General features: G+C 40.2%; 16 protein-coding genes and 1 pseudogene. 4 read left to right on the forward strand and 13 right to left on the reverse strand.

Annotated features, from left to right (window positions below):
- The first annotated feature begins 426 nt into the window (after positions 1-426).
- Complete coding sequence (locus AC52RT_RS18320; protein WP_495542081.1) at positions 427-990, forward strand: 3D domain-containing protein; 564 nt, start codon at positions 427-429, stop codon at positions 988-990.
- A 119-nt stretch (positions 991-1,109) separates the two neighbouring features.
- On the forward strand, positions 1,110-2,021 hold the full coding sequence (locus tag AC52RT_RS18325; RefSeq protein ID WP_495542082.1) for a ketopantoate reductase family protein: 912 nt from the start codon (positions 1,110-1,112) through the stop codon (positions 2,019-2,021).
- A gap of 42 nt (positions 2,022-2,063) precedes the next feature.
- On the opposite strand, the gene AC52RT_RS18330 is transcribed toward AC52RT_RS18325, so the two are convergent.
- The 11 genes from AC52RT_RS18330 to AC52RT_RS18380 form a co-directional block, all read right to left on the reverse strand.
- Positions 2,064-3,791: a PAS domain-containing sensor histidine kinase gene (locus AC52RT_RS18330; protein WP_495542083.1), complete on the reverse strand. Its 1,728-nt coding sequence runs from the start codon at positions 3,789-3,791 to the stop codon at positions 2,064-2,066.
- 15 nt (positions 3,792-3,806) lie between these two features.
- A complete protein-coding gene (locus tag AC52RT_RS18335) occupies positions 3,807-4,283 on the reverse strand; it encodes a GAF domain-containing protein (RefSeq protein ID WP_495542084.1) in 477 nt (158 codons plus the stop codon).
- A complete protein-coding gene (locus AC52RT_RS18340) occupies positions 4,273-4,926 on the reverse strand; it encodes a response regulator transcription factor (RefSeq protein ID WP_340848188.1) in 654 nt (217 codons plus the stop codon). Before AC52RT_RS18340 ends, AC52RT_RS18335 begins: the two co-directional genes overlap by 11 nt.
- A 30-nt stretch (positions 4,927-4,956) precedes the next feature.
- The gene (locus tag AC52RT_RS18345) at positions 4,957-5,607 is read right to left on the reverse strand and encodes a sensor histidine kinase (protein ID WP_475730426.1); all 651 of its coding nucleotides are present in this window, start codon (positions 5,605-5,607) and stop codon (positions 4,957-4,959) included.
- Positions 5,608-5,697: 90 nt separating this feature from the next.
- Entirely contained in the window at positions 5,698-7,209 is a 1,512-nt protein-coding gene (locus AC52RT_RS18350) for a nitrate/nitrite transporter (protein ID WP_495542085.1), read from the reverse strand.
- Positions 7,202-7,486, reverse strand: coding sequence for a hypothetical protein (locus AC52RT_RS18355; protein ID WP_475730430.1), 285 nt, complete (start codon positions 7,484-7,486; stop codon positions 7,202-7,204). Before AC52RT_RS18355 ends, AC52RT_RS18350 begins: the two co-directional genes overlap by 8 nt.
- A complete protein-coding gene (locus AC52RT_RS18360) occupies positions 7,473-7,784 on the reverse strand; it encodes a hypothetical protein (RefSeq protein ID WP_495542086.1) in 312 nt (103 codons plus the stop codon). Before AC52RT_RS18360 ends, AC52RT_RS18355 begins: the two co-directional genes overlap by 14 nt.
- Positions 7,785-7,976: 192 nt before the next feature.
- Positions 7,977-8,498: a Rieske (2Fe-2S) protein gene (locus AC52RT_RS18365; protein WP_340848180.1), complete on the reverse strand. Its 522-nt coding sequence runs from the start codon at positions 8,496-8,498 to the stop codon at positions 7,977-7,979.
- Between the two features lie 15 nt (positions 8,499-8,513).
- Positions 8,514-9,071 (reverse strand): 4Fe-4S dicluster domain-containing protein, encoded by a 558-nt coding sequence (locus tag AC52RT_RS18370; RefSeq protein WP_475730434.1) that lies wholly within the window; start codon positions 9,069-9,071, stop codon positions 8,514-8,516.
- Positions 9,072-11,240: a molybdopterin oxidoreductase family protein gene (locus tag AC52RT_RS18375; RefSeq protein ID WP_495542087.1), complete on the reverse strand. Its 2,169-nt coding sequence runs from the start codon at positions 11,238-11,240 to the stop codon at positions 9,072-9,074.
- Positions 11,227-12,309 (reverse strand): hypothetical protein, encoded by a 1,083-nt coding sequence (locus AC52RT_RS18380; protein ID WP_495542088.1) that lies wholly within the window; start codon positions 12,307-12,309, stop codon positions 11,227-11,229. The genes AC52RT_RS18375 and AC52RT_RS18380 overlap by 14 nt, the downstream gene beginning before the upstream one ends.
- A gap of 226 nt (positions 12,310-12,535) precedes the next feature.
- Between AC52RT_RS18380 and AC52RT_RS18385 the strand changes: the two genes are divergently transcribed.
- Both AC52RT_RS18385 and AC52RT_RS18390 read left to right on the forward strand, forming a co-directional pair.
- On the forward strand, positions 12,536-13,954 hold the full coding sequence (locus AC52RT_RS18385; protein ID WP_495542089.1) for an NAD-dependent succinate-semialdehyde dehydrogenase: 1,419 nt from the start codon (positions 12,536-12,538) through the stop codon (positions 13,952-13,954).
- A 22-nt stretch (positions 13,955-13,976) separates the two neighbouring features.
- Entirely contained in the window at positions 13,977-14,630 is a 654-nt protein-coding gene (locus AC52RT_RS18390) for a carboxymuconolactone decarboxylase family protein (protein ID WP_495542090.1), read from the forward strand.
- Between the two features lie 227 nt (positions 14,631-14,857).
- Here the strand turns inward: AC52RT_RS18390 and AC52RT_RS18395 are convergent, their stop codons facing one another.
- Positions 14,858-15,793 (reverse strand): SDR family NAD(P)-dependent oxidoreductase, encoded by a 936-nt coding sequence (locus AC52RT_RS18395; protein WP_495542091.1) that lies wholly within the window; start codon positions 15,791-15,793, stop codon positions 14,858-14,860.
- A 56-nt stretch (positions 15,794-15,849) separates the two neighbouring features.
- A pseudogene (locus AC52RT_RS18400) lies at positions 15,850-16,105 on the reverse strand (TetR/AcrR family transcriptional regulator); the annotation flags it as partial.

Here is a 16,105-nt window from a genome sequence, read left to right on the forward strand (position 1 = left end):
CATCTTTTTTTCTCTATGAAGAGTCAAAGTCAACTTTTCATTCTTGCTGCAATCCATATTTTTCACCTCCACTAAATGATACCCACTAACTAATTAATCCACAATACACGCTCCGTAGAGTGACAAATTATCATTTTCCAGCTTTATATTTTTTCTGTAATAAAAGAGAGGACCATTTATATGATTGATCTAGCAGCAGTAGTGAAAAACGGCCTTATTTCATGTGTTTTTTGTAAAAAAAGTTCCAATTACCTAGTTTATTTTTCTACACGTTTAGTATATGCAACTTACGAAATACTCTGTTATATTACAAAATGCAACTAAATGACTCTATTTTGTAATATAAATGCGCCCACCTTGAAACACAGTTGTTACACATAGCTGGTATTCTATATCTACGATTTAAAAACAAAGGAGACTCGACTTTTGAAAAAACTAATATTGTCTATGACTGCAGCCTTTTTTCTAGTATTCGGTATTTCCGGCGTTGCATCGGCTAGTAGCAATACATATAAAGTAAAATCAGGTGACACTCTTTGGAAGATTGCCCAAAACCATAACATAACCGTTAAGCAGATAAAAAGCTGGAATCAGCTTAAAACAGATCATATAAAAATAAAGCAAGTTTTAAAAGTTAAAAAGACCTCTACTTCAGCTAAGAAAAAGACCACTACTGTAAAAAAGGCTTCTTCTAAAGCTTACAAGACAATGACTGTTAAAGCTACCGCCTATACAGCAAGTTGTAAAGGCTGCAGCGGCATTACAGCCACTGGACTTAATTTAAAAAAGAATCCATCCCTAAAAGCAATTTCAGTTGATCCTAAGAAAATACCATTGGGAACAAAAGTATACGTTGAAGGATATGGCTACGCAGTTGCTGCAGATAAAGGAAGCTCAATTAAAGGAAATAAAATTGATGTCTTTATCTCTTCAAAAGCAAAAGCTATTAAATGGGGAGTTAAAACTGTTAAAATTAGAGTTTATAAATAATCCATTCAAGACTCGGATAGGTTTCCGAGTCTTTTTCTCTGCTTTAATTTGTTTTCTAAATATTTAGATAATGTTATAATCATAGTGAACTTCTACCTTATCTAAGGAAAGGGGCAAATATGAATATTGTCATTATTGGTGCTGGCGCATTAGGAGTTTATTATGGAGCTAGATGGCAAGAAGCAGGACATCATGTTCAATTCTTGGTAAGAGAACGTCGAGCCCGTCAAATCGCTGAGGAGGGCTTATATGTAACTAGCCCGCATGGCAATTATCTCTTTCATGAGATTGATTACACGGAGAATGTTGAGGATATTGAAGACCCAGACTTAGTCCTGCTTTCTGTAAAAGGCCATCATTTGGAAGGTACACTCCCTGCTTTAAACTACTTAGTAGAAAAAGGAGCAAAAATCCTCCCCATCTTAAATGGTCTGGAACATATTCATATTCTCCAACAAACATTTGGCGAAGAAACTGTTATAGGCGGTTCAGCTTATATTATTGCCACTCTCAACGAAAGAGGACATGTTGTACATTCTAGTTCACAGCATGATTTGGTATTCGGACCCCTCCATCCCTCCCAGCAGGATCTATGTGATCGAATAGAGAAAATCTCTGATCAAGCGATTATGGATGCCCACCATTCTACTCAGATACTCAGAAGGATCTGGCAGAAATATTTATTCATTAATGCCTTTTCCGGTGTGACTACAGCTGCCAATCTAAACATTGGAGCAATTCGTCATTATCCAGAAACCTTCAGCCTGCTGAAAAAGGTGTTTATTGAGATGCAGCAATTAGCAGCAGCGTACGATATAGAGATAACAGACAGCCAAGTAGCACAAAGCATCCAGCAGCTGCAGAACCTTCCCGATGAATCAACGTCATCCATGCATCAAGATAGGAGAAAATTTTTAACGCTTGAAGTAGAGCATCTGCAAGGCGGTGCACTTAGACTTGCTTCAATGGCAGGACTCAAACTACCTGTCATTGAGACCCTCTATGGAATCATTAAACCATTTGAAAATTAACTAACCACCACCCGAAAACGGGTGGTGGTTTAATAGAAGCTATCATGATAAACTCCTCTTTGGCAATTCTAATACAATCTTAGTTCCCTTCATAGGTGCAGAATAGATTTCTATCAATCCTCCAGCAGATTTAGCTCTTTCTTCCATGCTAAATATCCCTACTCCCGAAGAATTTAATTTATGATCAAATCCCTGACCATTGTCTTCTATAAGTACCCGAATATGATTTGCTTCTTCCCGCATGGTTACTTTTGCTTTATCGACATACGCATATTTACGGATATTAGTAAGTGCCTCCTGGATAATTCGGTAGATTGTTAGTTCAGCATTGCTGTCAAGCCTTGTTAAAAGTCCACATTCGAATTCAACATCGATTTCGTAGAACTCTGCATACCGCACTAAATATGATCGAATTGCCGGCAACAAACCAAGGTCGTCTAGAACGGACGGACGAAGCTCCCAAGATATCTCTCGCACATCCTTGATTAGGTTAGATGTCTCATCATGCATTTGCTGCAGCAGTGGATGGTCAATCTCAGCTTGAAGGCGGCTGATCGTAATTAAATGACTATAGAGATTTTGTCCAATTCCATCATGGAGGTTTCTAGACAATACCTTCCTTTCTTCTTCCTGTACATCAATAATTCTAATCATCATTCGCTGTAATTCTTCTTCTACTCGCTTTCTCTCTGTAATTTCGTAGCGAATGGCTAGGTATTGATATGGGATACCCTCCTCATTCATGAATGGAACAATAGTGGTATCTACCCAATAAATAGTTCCATCCTTTGCTTTATTTCGAAGTTCACCCTTCCAGACCTGACCATTAGAAATCTTCTCCCATAGGTTCTGAAAAAATGTCTTTGAATGGTAGTTCGAATTAATGATTCGATGATCTTTTCCTAGCAATTCTTGTTTCGAAAACTTAGATATCTGACAAAATTGATCATTTACATACGTGATTTTTCCCTTTGAATTAGTGATGGCCACGATTGATGACTCATCCAGGGCAAACTTTAAATCACTTAATTCTTTGATCGATGTCTCTAATTCTTCAACGACTCGTTTATGGTCCGTCACATCCTGCCGAATCGCCAGATATTGATAGGGTTTATTCTTTTCGTTCATGAAGGGTACAATGGTTGTATCCACCCAATAGTAACTACCATCTTTTGCTTTATTCCGTAGTTCTCCACGCCAAACTTTGCCGCTGCTGATTGTACGCCATAAATCACTCATAAACTCTTGACTGTGATACACTGAATTAATCATGCGGTGATCCCGGCCAATTAATTCATTTGCTGTATATTGTGAAATATTGCAAAACTGCTCATTGACATAGAGGATCAGACCCTTGTGATCAGTAATGGCCACAATAGCTGCCTCATCTATCGCATATTTTAAATCAATCAATTCATTTAATGGCTGTGAGAGTTCTTTGTCCATTTTCGACTGATCTCTCACATTATGTATGATAAAAAGGAAATATTGCTTATTATCTGAAATGAAGCTATTCACTTTTAAAAACAATGGAAAAGTATACCCTTCCCGATGTTTTCCATAGAACTGCAGGACATAACCCTCTTCAATTTCATCAAGCTTAATATCAGGAATCAGCTCTTGGATATATACACAATATCCCGATTCATAACCGAAATAATTAATTGCTTCTTTATTCATATAGATAACAATGCCTGATTGATTAACCAGAATCGTTTCTTCACTAGAACCAGGCAACATAGGCCTTTTTTTAATATCAAAGTTGTTCATTTACTGACCTCCTGCTTAAAGTGAATGATTGGAATTAAACATTACCTCCAGCTTGTTCGCATACTTTGCGATGCTGTTTTGTTCGTTCTCGGTAAAAAGATGACTGCTTCTATTCCCAGCTAATAATGCCCCTTTTGCCGTTCCATTTATAAGTAGAGGTACTGAATAAGCTGAAAGCAACTGTTCTGCCAGCATAATCGGATGTTCTAAAACCATACTACTTTTATCGTTTGAAAGGTCGGATATCATCATAGGGCGGCCAGTCGAAATCACTTTGCCGGCAATCCCCTTTCCATAACGGACCGTAATTCTCTTATACTTTTCATTTCTGTTACCAGATGCATAAGGCCATTTTATATCTGTGCCTATCTCATCTTGTATGGCTATTGCTGCAAAATCACAGTTTAATTCCGCACGCATCTCGTGACAAACATCTAAAACATCTAGAAACGTAGGTTGATCCATTTCTGCGTCATTTCCCCTATATTCCATATCCAAGCAGCCCCTTTTTTAATGCATAAGCGACTAATTCAGGTCTTTTTTTCATTTGGAGTTTTTCCATCACGTGTCCTTTGTGGTTTTCTACTGTTTTCACACTAATAATGAGCTGCTCGGCGATTTCTTTATTAGAAAAGCCTTTTGCAATTAATGCGAGTACTTCCTTTTCACGATCAGACAGCAGACTGTAAGTGTCTACTCCACCTTTTTGAATCGTACCCATGTATTCTTCCATCAGCCGCTTAGTTGCAGAAGGATGAAGATAAGCATCACCCGCTGCAACGGAACGAATAGCCGTAACCAATTCATGGTGAGGAGCACTCTTTAAAATACAGCCAGACGCCCCAGCTTGTATGGCCCTGAATAAGTATTCTTCATCATCATGCATAGTAAGGATTAAGATGGTCACCTTCGGCAGCAATTTTTTCAATTCGGAGGTAGCCGACAAACCATCTTTGCCATGCGGCATACTTAAATCCATGACAATTACATCTGGATTTAACTCTAATGCTTTTTGTATTCCTTCATTTCCTTCAGATGCTTCCCCCACTACTTCAAGGTCATCATGAGAATTTAACAACATGGTTAGCCCCATTCTGACTACTGCATGGTCATCTACTAGAAGTACGTTAATCACAATTTACCCTCTCCCTTTTCCCCGATCTTTTTATAAGGGCATGTCAATCAGTATACTCGTTCCTTTTCCTTGTGCGGAAGCAATGTCACATGTCCCTCCAGCCAAAAGCATCCTTTCCTGCATAGCTCCCAACCCTGAGGACAGATTTTCTCTTAACACTTTCTTCACGTTAAACCCTTGTCCGTGATCTACAATTACCACTTTTATGTCATCTTCCCTCCAGTCGAGCTGGATAGAAGCCGAATCTATATCTGCATACTTTGCAATATTAATTAATGCTTCTTGGCAAACACGGAAGATCGCAATTTTATTTTGTTCAGGCAGGATCTTTTCTTCTCCAATTGATTCAACTGTCACTACAATTCCATAGGTAGACGTATATAATCTTACATAACTCTTTATCGCAGACACTAAACCTAATGAAAGAGTAGGAGGATGGAGTTCAACTGACAGCATCTGAATTTCTTTAATCGTTCTTTCCATTGTTTGCTGCATTTCCTGAAGATAAGCCTTCATTCCTGGTTGTTCTATTCCCATCTCGATATACTGCAGGCCCGTATACAGGCTATAAAGTGTTTGGCCGACACCTTCATGGAGTTCCAGCGCTATTCGTTTAATTTCTTCATCTTGAGACTGAATAATATATGAACTGATACTTTTTGTAACAGAAATTCCTTCCATGGTGATGCCTCCTATTAGTCTGCAGTTTGTTTAATACAGAAAAAAGGTGACAGCGCCAAAGAAACCTTCAGCCCCATCACACTCTTATTCTTAATTCGTCATATTTATTTTTTTGTAATCTGTTATATCACTAAGTAGACCAGCATACTGCTTAACTTCACCTGCATCGTCTTTTATAGCACTTATCGTAAGCCATTCCAAGTAGTTCTGCCCATCTTTACGTTGATTCCAAATTTCTCCTTGCCAATATCCTTCTTCTTGAATCGTTTTCCACATTTCTTTATAAAACTCCGGCGATTGCTTGCCAGATTGCATCATACTAGGGTTCTGACCGATAACCTCTTTCTCACTGTAGCCTGTAAGCTTAGTGAATGCTGGGTTTGTCATTATAATTTTACCACTTTTGTCGGTAACTAGCAGCCCTTCTCCAGTTGCATTGACCACTTCCTTTGTCAACGCAAGTCTTTCTTGGAAGTGCATCCAAATGACAAGCACTAAGCTGGCAAGCGCCACTTCAGAAAATGCCATAAAGCCTATTGCATAATGTCCTGTTAAACTGAATAAGAAGGCCAGGATAAGCGGGGGAAAGAAACCACCCAGACCACCCATAGCTGATACAATCCCATTTGCAATACCAGCTTGCTTTTGAAAATAACCCGGTACTAATTTAAAAATGACTCCATTTCCCATCCCTGAACAAAAGGCAATTCCGATACATCCAACTGAATACCACATGATAGTCGGGGAGAAGGATAAAAGAACTCCGAATAAGCTAAATCCTGTAAATACATACATTAACAGAATAAGTGGTTGAATTCGATCAGCCAGCCAGCCTCCAATTGGTCGCATAAACGTCGCGACAGCAATAAATCCGGCTGTCCGTAACCCCGCATCAACCTTTTCCAATTCAAAATTCATTACTAAGAAATTGGGAAGGTATACAGTGAAAGCAACAAATGATCCGAAGGTAATAAAATAGAAGAGACTCAAGAGCCATAGCTTTTCATTTTTATAGACACTTTTTATTTGAACCATTAGTGGTGTCTTGACCTTCACTTCGTGCTTATCGCCAAGGAAAAAGTTAAGAATTACGAATATCCCAAGTAGAATCATATAAAGCTGAACAGTAGCACTCCAACCTATTTTGGTTGCTACGACCGGTGCGGCAAACGTACTAATTGCAGTACCGATATTACCTGCGCCATATATTCCATTTACAAAGCCATGCTTTTCTTTCGGATAATATTTAGGAACTGAGGTAACACCCACAGAGAATACTGCTCCCCCAAGCCCTAAGAACAACCCTCCAATTAATAAATCGATAAATGAATCTGCCACACTTATATAATAGATAGGAAAGAATAAGAGCACAAAACTTATCAAGAATATGATACGTGCACCAATTTGATTTGCGTAGTAACCAAGGGGAACACGCAAAATGGAACCAAGAACAACAGGGATGGCGGTTACCCAAGCAAGCTGCTCTGGAGGGATCGCTATGTCCTCTTTAATAAATGGAAGTAAGGATGAAAGCAGCACCCAGATCATAAACCCTACAACCAAGTTCATTGTTTGCAGCGGCAGTTGAATTTTCTTAATCATGATTAACACTTTCCTTTCGGATTAGGTAAAATAATTGTCCTTCCGCATCAAACGCTGACCATTGACGATCAGTTAGAAGCGTCTCGCTTGAAGCAGGTATGGCAAAAAAATTGAAATGGTCAAAGTAAATTCGAATATGTGTATGTTCTGGACACCATTCAATTTTTTCGATTGTTTTTTTGACAAAGTGAGCTTGCTCTCCCTCACTTGACTGAATAGCCACGGACACTGGCACCGAAACAAATTGCTGAATGGTTTGGATATCAATGGCTGCCACAAGTTCCACATCCTTTTGCCGGATAGATATGAAGTTGATAACCTTGAAGGTATTCCCAAAACCGAGCCGTTCCTTTTGTATCAAGGTAAGCATAGGTTTCTTCTTCAGATGTCCAGCTGCTCATACCCTTTACTTCAGCAATGACGATATCTGAACCATTCTCCTTTTTTTCCTCGAGATACCAATTCAGTGGTTTCCCTTCGAAGAGTTCCTGAAGCAAGCAGTTAATCTCACTTTGAAAATGACCGGCACTCTTTCTGATAAAGCAGAAATCAAGATAGGTTTCATTATTCATCATCCTCTATCTGCTCCCTTCAGTTTCTTTACGTCATATTTATACAAGAATAAGGCTGCAGGAAAAATCACGAGATTTAACGCACAATAGATTAAAGCGTTTTTATAGTTTTCATAAAAATATTGATGGACCATTTTTTGTGTAAAAATAATATTTAAGAATAAAACCATACACATTAAAATAAATCTCATATTTTTAGCCTTCATAGCGCTTTACCTTCACCGCATAGACGGCTCCCTTCTCCACTTTCACCATTATTTCTGGAAGCGGACGCCTTGGTGGTCCTGCTGTAGGTTCTCCTGTTTTCACGTCAAACTTCCCGTGATGACAGGGACAAATCATTTCTCCCTCAGCTTTGACCCAATAAACTGGACACCGAAGATGTGTGCAGGCATTCTGGTAAGCTACGAATTTATTCTCACCCAGTCTGATTAGCAGCGCACTATCATGCTCTCCAGGGAAAGCGAACTCTACGGAATCACCAATAGGAATGGCAGCTATATCCGTTATTTTCTGATGCGGATATTCCTTTTCGCCAAGACCCATTAGTTCCTTTGCAGCGAGTCCCCCCCAAGGAAGAGAGGATACAGCGAATACGCCTGCCGCACCCGCCAATGTTTTCATGAACCCTCGCCGATCTAGTTTCCTTTCATTATTACGATTAATGTTGTGTGTATAATTATCTTCTTCAAAGGGGAACCTGTTGTTCTTTTCCATTGTAACTGCTCCCTCCTAAAATAGTTTAGTTACGCCTTGCAGAATTCCAGGGAGGTTTACACGTACATTCGTTTCCCCTTCCAGCTTCATGCTCGCGGTCCATTTTCCGTTATCAAGATTAAATTGTTTTTGCTTCATTTCGATTTCTTCCTCAGTAAGCCATTGCAAAGTGTTAGTTGGACACACACTGGCACACATTGGGGGAATCCCATCTTTTGTCCGATCAATACAAAGGTCACATTTATACATTAGGTTTTGTTCTGTATCAAATTTTGGTATTCCATAAGGACAAGCTATTGTACAGTTCTGACAACCAATACATTTTTCAACCAGCGCGGATAAAACAGCTCCGGTTTCATGAATCTGAATAGCTTGAGCAGGACAACTTCTCGCACAAGCAGGGTTCACGCAATGAAGACACATTAAAGGCATTGTTTGACGATTCACGAAAGGATTCACATCATACACATAGTTTCGATTGCGTTCTTCGTGCCCGCCGCACTGGGTGCAGGCAGCCAGACAAGCCCGGCAGCCAATACAATTTTCAAGCTCTATATATAGACGTTGCTCCACTTAAAGCACCTTCTTTATTTCTAATTTTTCTATTTGTGCCGCACAAGCCTTAAACTCCGGCATCCTTGAAATCGGGTCAAGCGCATCAATAGTCAGTAGATTAATAGACTCATCATGACCAAAAGAATAAGGAACGAAAACCGTATCTTTCCGAATCGCTTCAGTAATCTTCACTTTATAAAATGCTTGCCCGCGTCTTGTATAAAGGCGAATGGTTTCGTCATGTTCAATGCCGTATTCAACCGCTTTTTCCGGATGAACTTCTATAAATGGTTCCGGACACATGTCATTAAGAAATTTAATTCTTCGAGTCTGATTACCAGATAAATAGTGGTAGACGACACGCCCTGTTGTTAGACGCAGCGGATACATCTCATCTGGCTCTTCAGCTGGAGGTCGATATGGAAGGGCACAGATTTTTGCTTTTCCATCGGGATGATAAAATTTCTTATCAAGAAACATATGCGGTGTACCAGGATCATCTTCACTCTTACACGGCCAGAAGACCCCATCCTGTTTGTCGATTTTATCCCAAGTTGCACCGAAATAATCGGCATAGCCGCCTTTGGATGCTCCGCGAAATTCATCAGCTACATCTCTTGCTGTTTTCAGATGAGAAAAGTATTTCCCTCTTCCTAACCGTTCAGCAAGATCAATTTGAATTTGCCAATCCGGCTTAGACTCACCAACCGGCTCCTGTGCTTTATTAATTTTAATAATTCTTCCTTCTAGGTTTGTTACGGTTCCTTCATCCTCTGACCATGTTGTCGTCGGCAGTACCACATCGGCAAATTCACATGACTCAGAGAGATAAAAATCAGCGCAAACCATAAAATCCAGTTCCTTCATTACTTTTCTAACATAATTTAAATTTGGAGCGGATACAGCTGGGTTCGAGCAGAGCAAATATAAACCCCGAATTGTTTTTTCTTCCATTAAACCAAACATCTCATATGCAGAAACACCTGGCTTTGGCATCTCGGATGGATCTATTCCCCAAAATGCACTTACTTCCTTTACATGCTCGGGATTAGCAATCTTACGGTAGCCGGGAAGTGCATCGGCTTTTTGTCCATGTTCTCGGCCGCCCTGTCCATTTCCCTGTCCAGTTAGCGTTGCAACACCTGACTTAGGGCGTCCGATTTTCCCAGTTATCAAGGCCATGTTTGTATAGCCGGAGACATTATCAACGCCTTTTATCTGTTGTTCGATTCCTCTTGCAAACATGACGATTGCATTTGGCGCTTTCCCATATAATTCTGCAGCAAGGATAATTTTCTCTGGATCAACACCCGTAATTTCGCTTGTATATTCTGGAGTGAATAATTTCACTAATTCTTTCGTTTCTTCAAAACCATTTGTGTGATCATTAATAAATTGTTCATCTGTATAATTATTTTGAATTAATAAGTTCATGATTCCATTTGCAAGAGCTAAGTCTGTTCCAGGTTTTAAATCCAGATGGACATCTGCTCTTCTTGCTATCGGTGTTTCCCGTGGGTCCACTACGATTAAGTACCCTCCACGCTCTTGAACGGACCAAATCCGAAACATTGAGGTCGGATGACACTCAGCCGTATTGCTGCCAGCCATAAAAATGCAATCTGTTTCATGGATATCTGTCCAAGGAAGCGTCGAACCTCTATCTACTCCGAACGAACGAAGAAACCCACCCGCTGCACTAGACATACAGAACCGCCCATTATAATCAATATAACGTGTTTGAAGTCCTACCCGAGCAAATTTACCAGTCAGATAACATTTTTCATTTGTCATGGATACTCCACTATAAACAGAGAGTGAATCTTTCCCGTAATTCTTTTGGAGTTCTTGAAATTTAGTGGTTATAAGATCATAAGCCTCTTCCCAGCTTGCTTCTCGGAACCCTTCTTTTGTTCCTTTTAATGAGGCATCATCACGAATAAGTGGTTTTAATAACCGATCTGAATGGTTTGTCTGCTGATAAGCGGTCACACCCTTTGGACACATTTTCCCTAGTGTTACCGGCCAATCATATCTAGGCTCAACCCCCACAATTTTATTGGAGACCGTATTCACTCTCAGGTTCATCCCGCACTGCATACCGCAATAGCTGCAATGTGTCTTAACCAATTTTTCGTTTGGATGAACGACATTCTCTACTTCTTTAAAAAACTTATCCTTCTGCATTTTGATTTGCCTCCTTAACTTTCAATTGGTGAGTAGGAGCTCCTGAAAACTGAGCGATTCGATATTTTCTTCTGCACGGCAGACATAATTCAGCGAGATGGAAGCCCTCTTCCTGTTTAAATTCAATCTGGTTAATGCCCAAAACATCAATTACATCATTCGATTGTTCAACCGATACGAATCCCTCTCCGCATACTTTACATTCCTTCATAGACTGTTCACTGTAATGTTCACGATAATTTTTAGCGAAGATACTAAGCGGTCTAAATGGAATGTGTGCCAGTTTTCCAAAAGGAAGATAGATTAAAGTAATAATGACGGAATACTGATGGATTAAAGACATAACTGAATGACCAAACCCATGAAGCAGTACATTCATGAAGGTCAACGTGAGGCCCGTAATCGAAACAAATAGTAATAGGTATAGAGGAAGAAAGTCGTACATGAATTTTTGTTCGGCACGAGCTTGATTATTTTTCAATCGACGATAAAGTGCCATACATACTCCGATGATAACCATTGTGGCTGTTATGTTCAGTGCATTGTAGGAAAGATTCGCAATGATACCATCCGCAGGAACGGTTAAAACATTTACTCCGATCATAATGATGTTATACATACCATTGTCGTCCATCGTGAAGTACATCCAGCCAAATACAAGCGGAAACGTAACGAAACAAGAAAGAATAGTACCTCCGCCCATCAAAACATGCTGCAGCCAACGATAGATTCCGCGGTTCCAAATGAATTTATAAGTTACTAGATGATTGACGGTGGTTGCAGGCGTTGATTTTTTAAATAACAGCTTCATTCCTTTTTTGATCAGGATTTTAGTAGGCGGCCGTTCTCCCCAAGCAATAAAGCGATAAAAAAAGCCTCCAATAAAAACAATTGTACCTACCATGTATCCGTATAGGTTTAAATCTATATGTGTAAACATTCTTGTTCCTATAAATGTAAGGATGAACAGACCAAGGATGGCAAGAAACATCGATTTGGCAAAATTCGAGGCAAATGCCTGATTGATTGTTTGTTCTTTCTTTCCTGGAATGACTGTTTGGTGGTTCATAATTATTCCCCCTCTTTCATAACTCCGGTCTTTTCTTTCTATATCTTCATTCTAATTGCTACCTCTTATCTTCCATATCAGGGAAACTCCCTATTGTTTCGGGGAAATTCCCCTATTTTCTAAATTTTTGATCATCATAGGCATAAGATTTAAGTTAATCTGGATTATTGATTATACTTTTAGGAGAATAGTTTGCTAATAAAATCGATTGACTGGAGGTTTTTAAATGAAAGACTATGGGATGTACGTAAATGGAGAATGGTCTGATTTCAATCTGGACAAAATCGAAGTGAAAAATCCTGCAAACGGTGAGGTGGTCGCCACAGTACCAAATGGCGGCACGGCGGAAGCTAAAAAAGCAGCTGATGCGGCCTATCAAGCCCTAAAAGGCTGGTCTGCTTTGTCTGTTTACGAACGATCGGAGCTTATCTGGAAGTGGCATCACTTAATTAATGAACATAAAGATGAAATTGCACGTGTAATGACGCTTGAACAAGGTAAACCTTTAAAGGAAGCAATTGGTGAAATGACTTATGCCAATGGTTTTCTATCTTGGTATGCAGAAGAAGGTAAACGGATATATGGGGAAACCATCCCATCCGCTCAGACAAATAAACGCTTGTTTGTCACTAAGCAGCCTGTTGGCGTTGTGGCTGCCATCACACCATGGAATTTCCCAGCGGCCATGATTACCCGCAAAGTTGGTCCCGCCCTTGCAGCCGGATGTACGGTTCTTGTGAAGCCTGCTGGTTTAACACCCCTCACAGCACTAAAGATGGTGGAACTGGCTGATGAAGCCGGCATTCCAAAAGGTGTCATCAATGTCGTGACAGGCAAATCATCTGAAATCGGAAATGCTTGGCTAGAAGACAGCCGGGTCCGCAAGCTTACCTTCACAGGTTCCACTGAAGTTGGTAAAGAGTTAATGAAGGGCTCCGCTGATACAGTTAAGAAAATATCCCTTGAACTCGGAGGCCATGCTCCCGTTATCGTCCTTGAGGATGCAGATCTTGGTAAAGCAGTAGAAGGAGTCATCAATTCGAAGTTCCGAAACGCCGGACAAACATGCGTCTGTTCAAACCGAGTCTATGTTCATGAGTCCATTTATGAAGTGTTCATTGAGAAATTGACGGAAAAAGTTCGGTCTTTAAAGGTTGGCAATGGGCTTGATGAGGGAATCGATATTGGGCCGCTTATCAACCAAGATGCTGTTGACAAAGTACTGAGTCAGATTGATGACGCACTCAGTAAAGGGGCTAAACTTGAAGCTGGCGGTAAATCCAGCGGTGGGTTCTTTATCGAGCCAACCATTATTTCTAATATCGATGACAGCATGCTCTGCATGAAAGATGAAACATTTGGCCCACTTGCTCCTATAGCTTCTTTTAAAACAGAAGAAGAAGCGATTGAACGTGCAAATAACTCAATCTATGGTCTGGCTGCATATGTATTTACAGAAAACATTAGCCGCGGTATTCGAGTAACCGAAGCCCTGGAATATGGCATCATCGGCCTAAATGACGGACTTCCATCTACACCCCAGGCACCATTTGGCGGTTTTAAACAAAGCGGCCTCGGACGTGAAGGCGGTCATCATGGAATAGAAGAGTACTTGGAAGTGAAATATATTTCACTAGGATTATAAATCCCTAAGAGGAGGATGAATCATGTCTAAGAGCTTATATCAAAAAGAACATTTAGTGCATTTAAACAAAATCAAAAATTTAGCCCCTAATCAGCTTCACGCATTCGCGGAATTCAATGCAACTGTCCTGAAAGATGGCGCGCTGAGCAGAAAAGAGAAAGAAATTATTGCTGTGGCAATCGCTCATGTGACAGAATGTCCATATTGTATTGATATTCATACAAACAGTGCCAAAGCTGAAGGTGCAATGCTTGAAGAACTCGTTGAAGCCGTATTTGTTGTATCTGGTTTAGAGGCAGGCAGTGCGGTTACACACAGCACCCATATGTCTAATGCTCTTGATACAGATGCAAATGATGCGCTTTACAATCGCTCTAACCTAAACAATCTTGGTCAATTAAAAGAAGCTGCGCCAGAAGGTTTTAATGCCTATTCACAATTCAGTGCAGCGGCGATGAAAGCAGGTACCCTTTCAGCTAAATTCAAAGAAATCATTGCCGTGGCAGTTGCTCATGCAACACAATGCCCATATTGCATCGATGTTCATACGAAGAATGCTGATAAACAAGGTGCGACAAAAGAAGAACTTGCGGAAGCTGTCCTTGTCACCGCAGCCTTGCTTGCCGGAGGAGCGTATGCTCACATCGCAAATTTAATTGAAAGTTACGGCGAATAAGTATAGAGAAAAACGCTCAAGGCAAAGCTGCCCTGAGCGTTTTTTCATGGGGGTATCTAGAATGAAATCATTCTATTTTGAGCTGAAAATTTAGTTAATCCCGTCTGAATGGTTGACCGTCTGCGTAGTGCCTAATCCCGTCTGGGAGCAGCATATTCCTGTCTATAGAGTCGATATTCCCGTCTCGCCTCCTCTGAATTCCCAGTGGGTATCTGAAACTGAACTCATTAGGAATAATTAGCTTTGATGCTCTTGAGTGTAGTTTCTATGCCCTGTACATAACTTGTTTTAGGCAAATGCCCCATCGCTTTTTCATACTTTTTCCCATCTAAAATGACAGCCTCTTCAGTTAAATATAACATTTCTTTACATTCTGACATAAATTTATCGAATATCCCTAACAACCTAAATAGGTTTATGCCAGCTGTTGAAACACGCTTGGTGTATCCAAGGTACTCTCTTGCTATATTGATAATTTCCTTCCCAGTAATTACGCCTGATCCAGTAATGTTCCAGTTACCGCCATCAAAACGATTTCGTAAGGCTAATTCGACCATCGCCTTTGCTCCATCTGGGATATAGATATATTCCCTTGCAAGTTCCTGGTTTCCAATGAACATTGCTCGTTTGTTTTTCACCATGTTTTCAAAGGTGTAATTGAGCAGGCTGTTTCCATTTGGACCATAAAAGTCTGGAAAATGAGCGATGAATAAGGGTACTTCGGCTTCCCTCGCCATATGTTCAAGCCGCAAACGAATTTTCCCTTTTTTCGTATGAGGATTTTTTTCGTGGGTCTCGTCTATTGGCATCCCCTCACTTCTGCCATATGCATAAATATTGTCTACGAGAGCGAGCTTGGCCCCAGTTTTTTTTGCCGATTTCAAAATATTAGCCATTAACAGCGGTTGCTTCTCCGCCCATTCCTGGTATGGAATATTTACTGCATGAAAAATCACATCCATATTCTCAACCGCATCTGTTAGTTGCTTCAGATTAAATACATCTCCGGCAATCACCTGGATTTGTTCATGCTTACCAAACATTTTCTCTAACCTGTTTTTATTTCTGGCAAATGCCGTTACAGCGATTCTTTTATCAACTAGTTCATTTACAAGTGCGCTCCCCATACCTCCGGTTGCCCCTAAGACGATGACCTTTTTCATTCTCTCATCTCCCACCCTTCAGTTAACCACTGGTCAATAGCAAACAAAATGATGAATCAAGCTAAAACAGCCTTCAAAATCAAATTCACATGTGTTTCAGCCAGCCCTTTAACTTCGTCATATGTTTGATCGTTTCGGCTATGAACTGTTACAAATCCATGAACGGATAACAGGACAAACCATATTTCTTTAGGACCAGCCTTCTTCTCAGTAAGCTGATGGATCGTTTTAGCAAATCGTTCATAGCTTTTATTCGGTTCTTGTTTTAAATAGCTCTTCACTTCTTTATCTTTCGTTAAAAACATTAATTCA

The sequence above is a fragment of the Peribacillus sp. genome (assembly GCF_059453735.1).

Excerpts from the sequence above, each read along its gene's own strand:
- AC52RT_RS18325 (WP_495542082.1), top strand. The coding sequence starts at position 1,110 with ATGAATATTGTCATTATTGGTGCTGGCGCATTAGGAGTTTATTATGGA.
- AC52RT_RS18330 (WP_495542083.1), bottom strand. The coding sequence starts at position 3,791 with ATGAACAACTTTGATATTAAAAAAAGGCCTATGTTGCCTGGTTCTAGT.
- AC52RT_RS18335 (WP_495542084.1), bottom strand. The coding sequence starts at position 4,283 with ATGGAATATAGGGGAAATGACGCAGAAATGGATCAACCTACGTTTCTA.
- AC52RT_RS18345 (WP_475730426.1), bottom strand. The coding sequence starts at position 5,607 with ATGGAAGGAATTTCTGTTACAAAAAGTATCAGTTCATATATTATTCAG.
- AC52RT_RS18350 (WP_495542085.1), bottom strand. The coding sequence starts at position 7,209 with ATGATTAAGAAAATTCAACTGCCGCTGCAAACAATGAACTTGGTTGTA.
- AC52RT_RS18360 (WP_495542086.1), bottom strand. The coding sequence starts at position 7,784 with ATGATGAATAATGAAACCTATCTTGATTTCTGCTTTATCAGAAAGAGT.
- AC52RT_RS18365 (WP_340848180.1), bottom strand. The coding sequence starts at position 8,498 with ATGGAAAAGAACAACAGGTTCCCCTTTGAAGAAGATAATTATACACAC.
- AC52RT_RS18375 (WP_495542087.1), bottom strand. The coding sequence starts at position 11,240 with ATGCAGAAGGATAAGTTTTTTAAAGAAGTAGAGAATGTCGTTCATCCA.
- AC52RT_RS18380 (WP_495542088.1), bottom strand. The coding sequence starts at position 12,309 with ATGAACCACCAAACAGTCATTCCAGGAAAGAAAGAACAAACAATCAAT.
- AC52RT_RS18385 (WP_495542089.1), top strand. The coding sequence starts at position 12,536 with ATGAAAGACTATGGGATGTACGTAAATGGAGAATGGTCTGATTTCAAT.
- AC52RT_RS18390 (WP_495542090.1), top strand. The coding sequence starts at position 13,977 with ATGTCTAAGAGCTTATATCAAAAAGAACATTTAGTGCATTTAAACAAA.
- AC52RT_RS18395 (WP_495542091.1), bottom strand. The coding sequence starts at position 15,793 with ATGAAAAAGGTCATCGTCTTAGGGGCAACCGGAGGTATGGGGAGCGCA.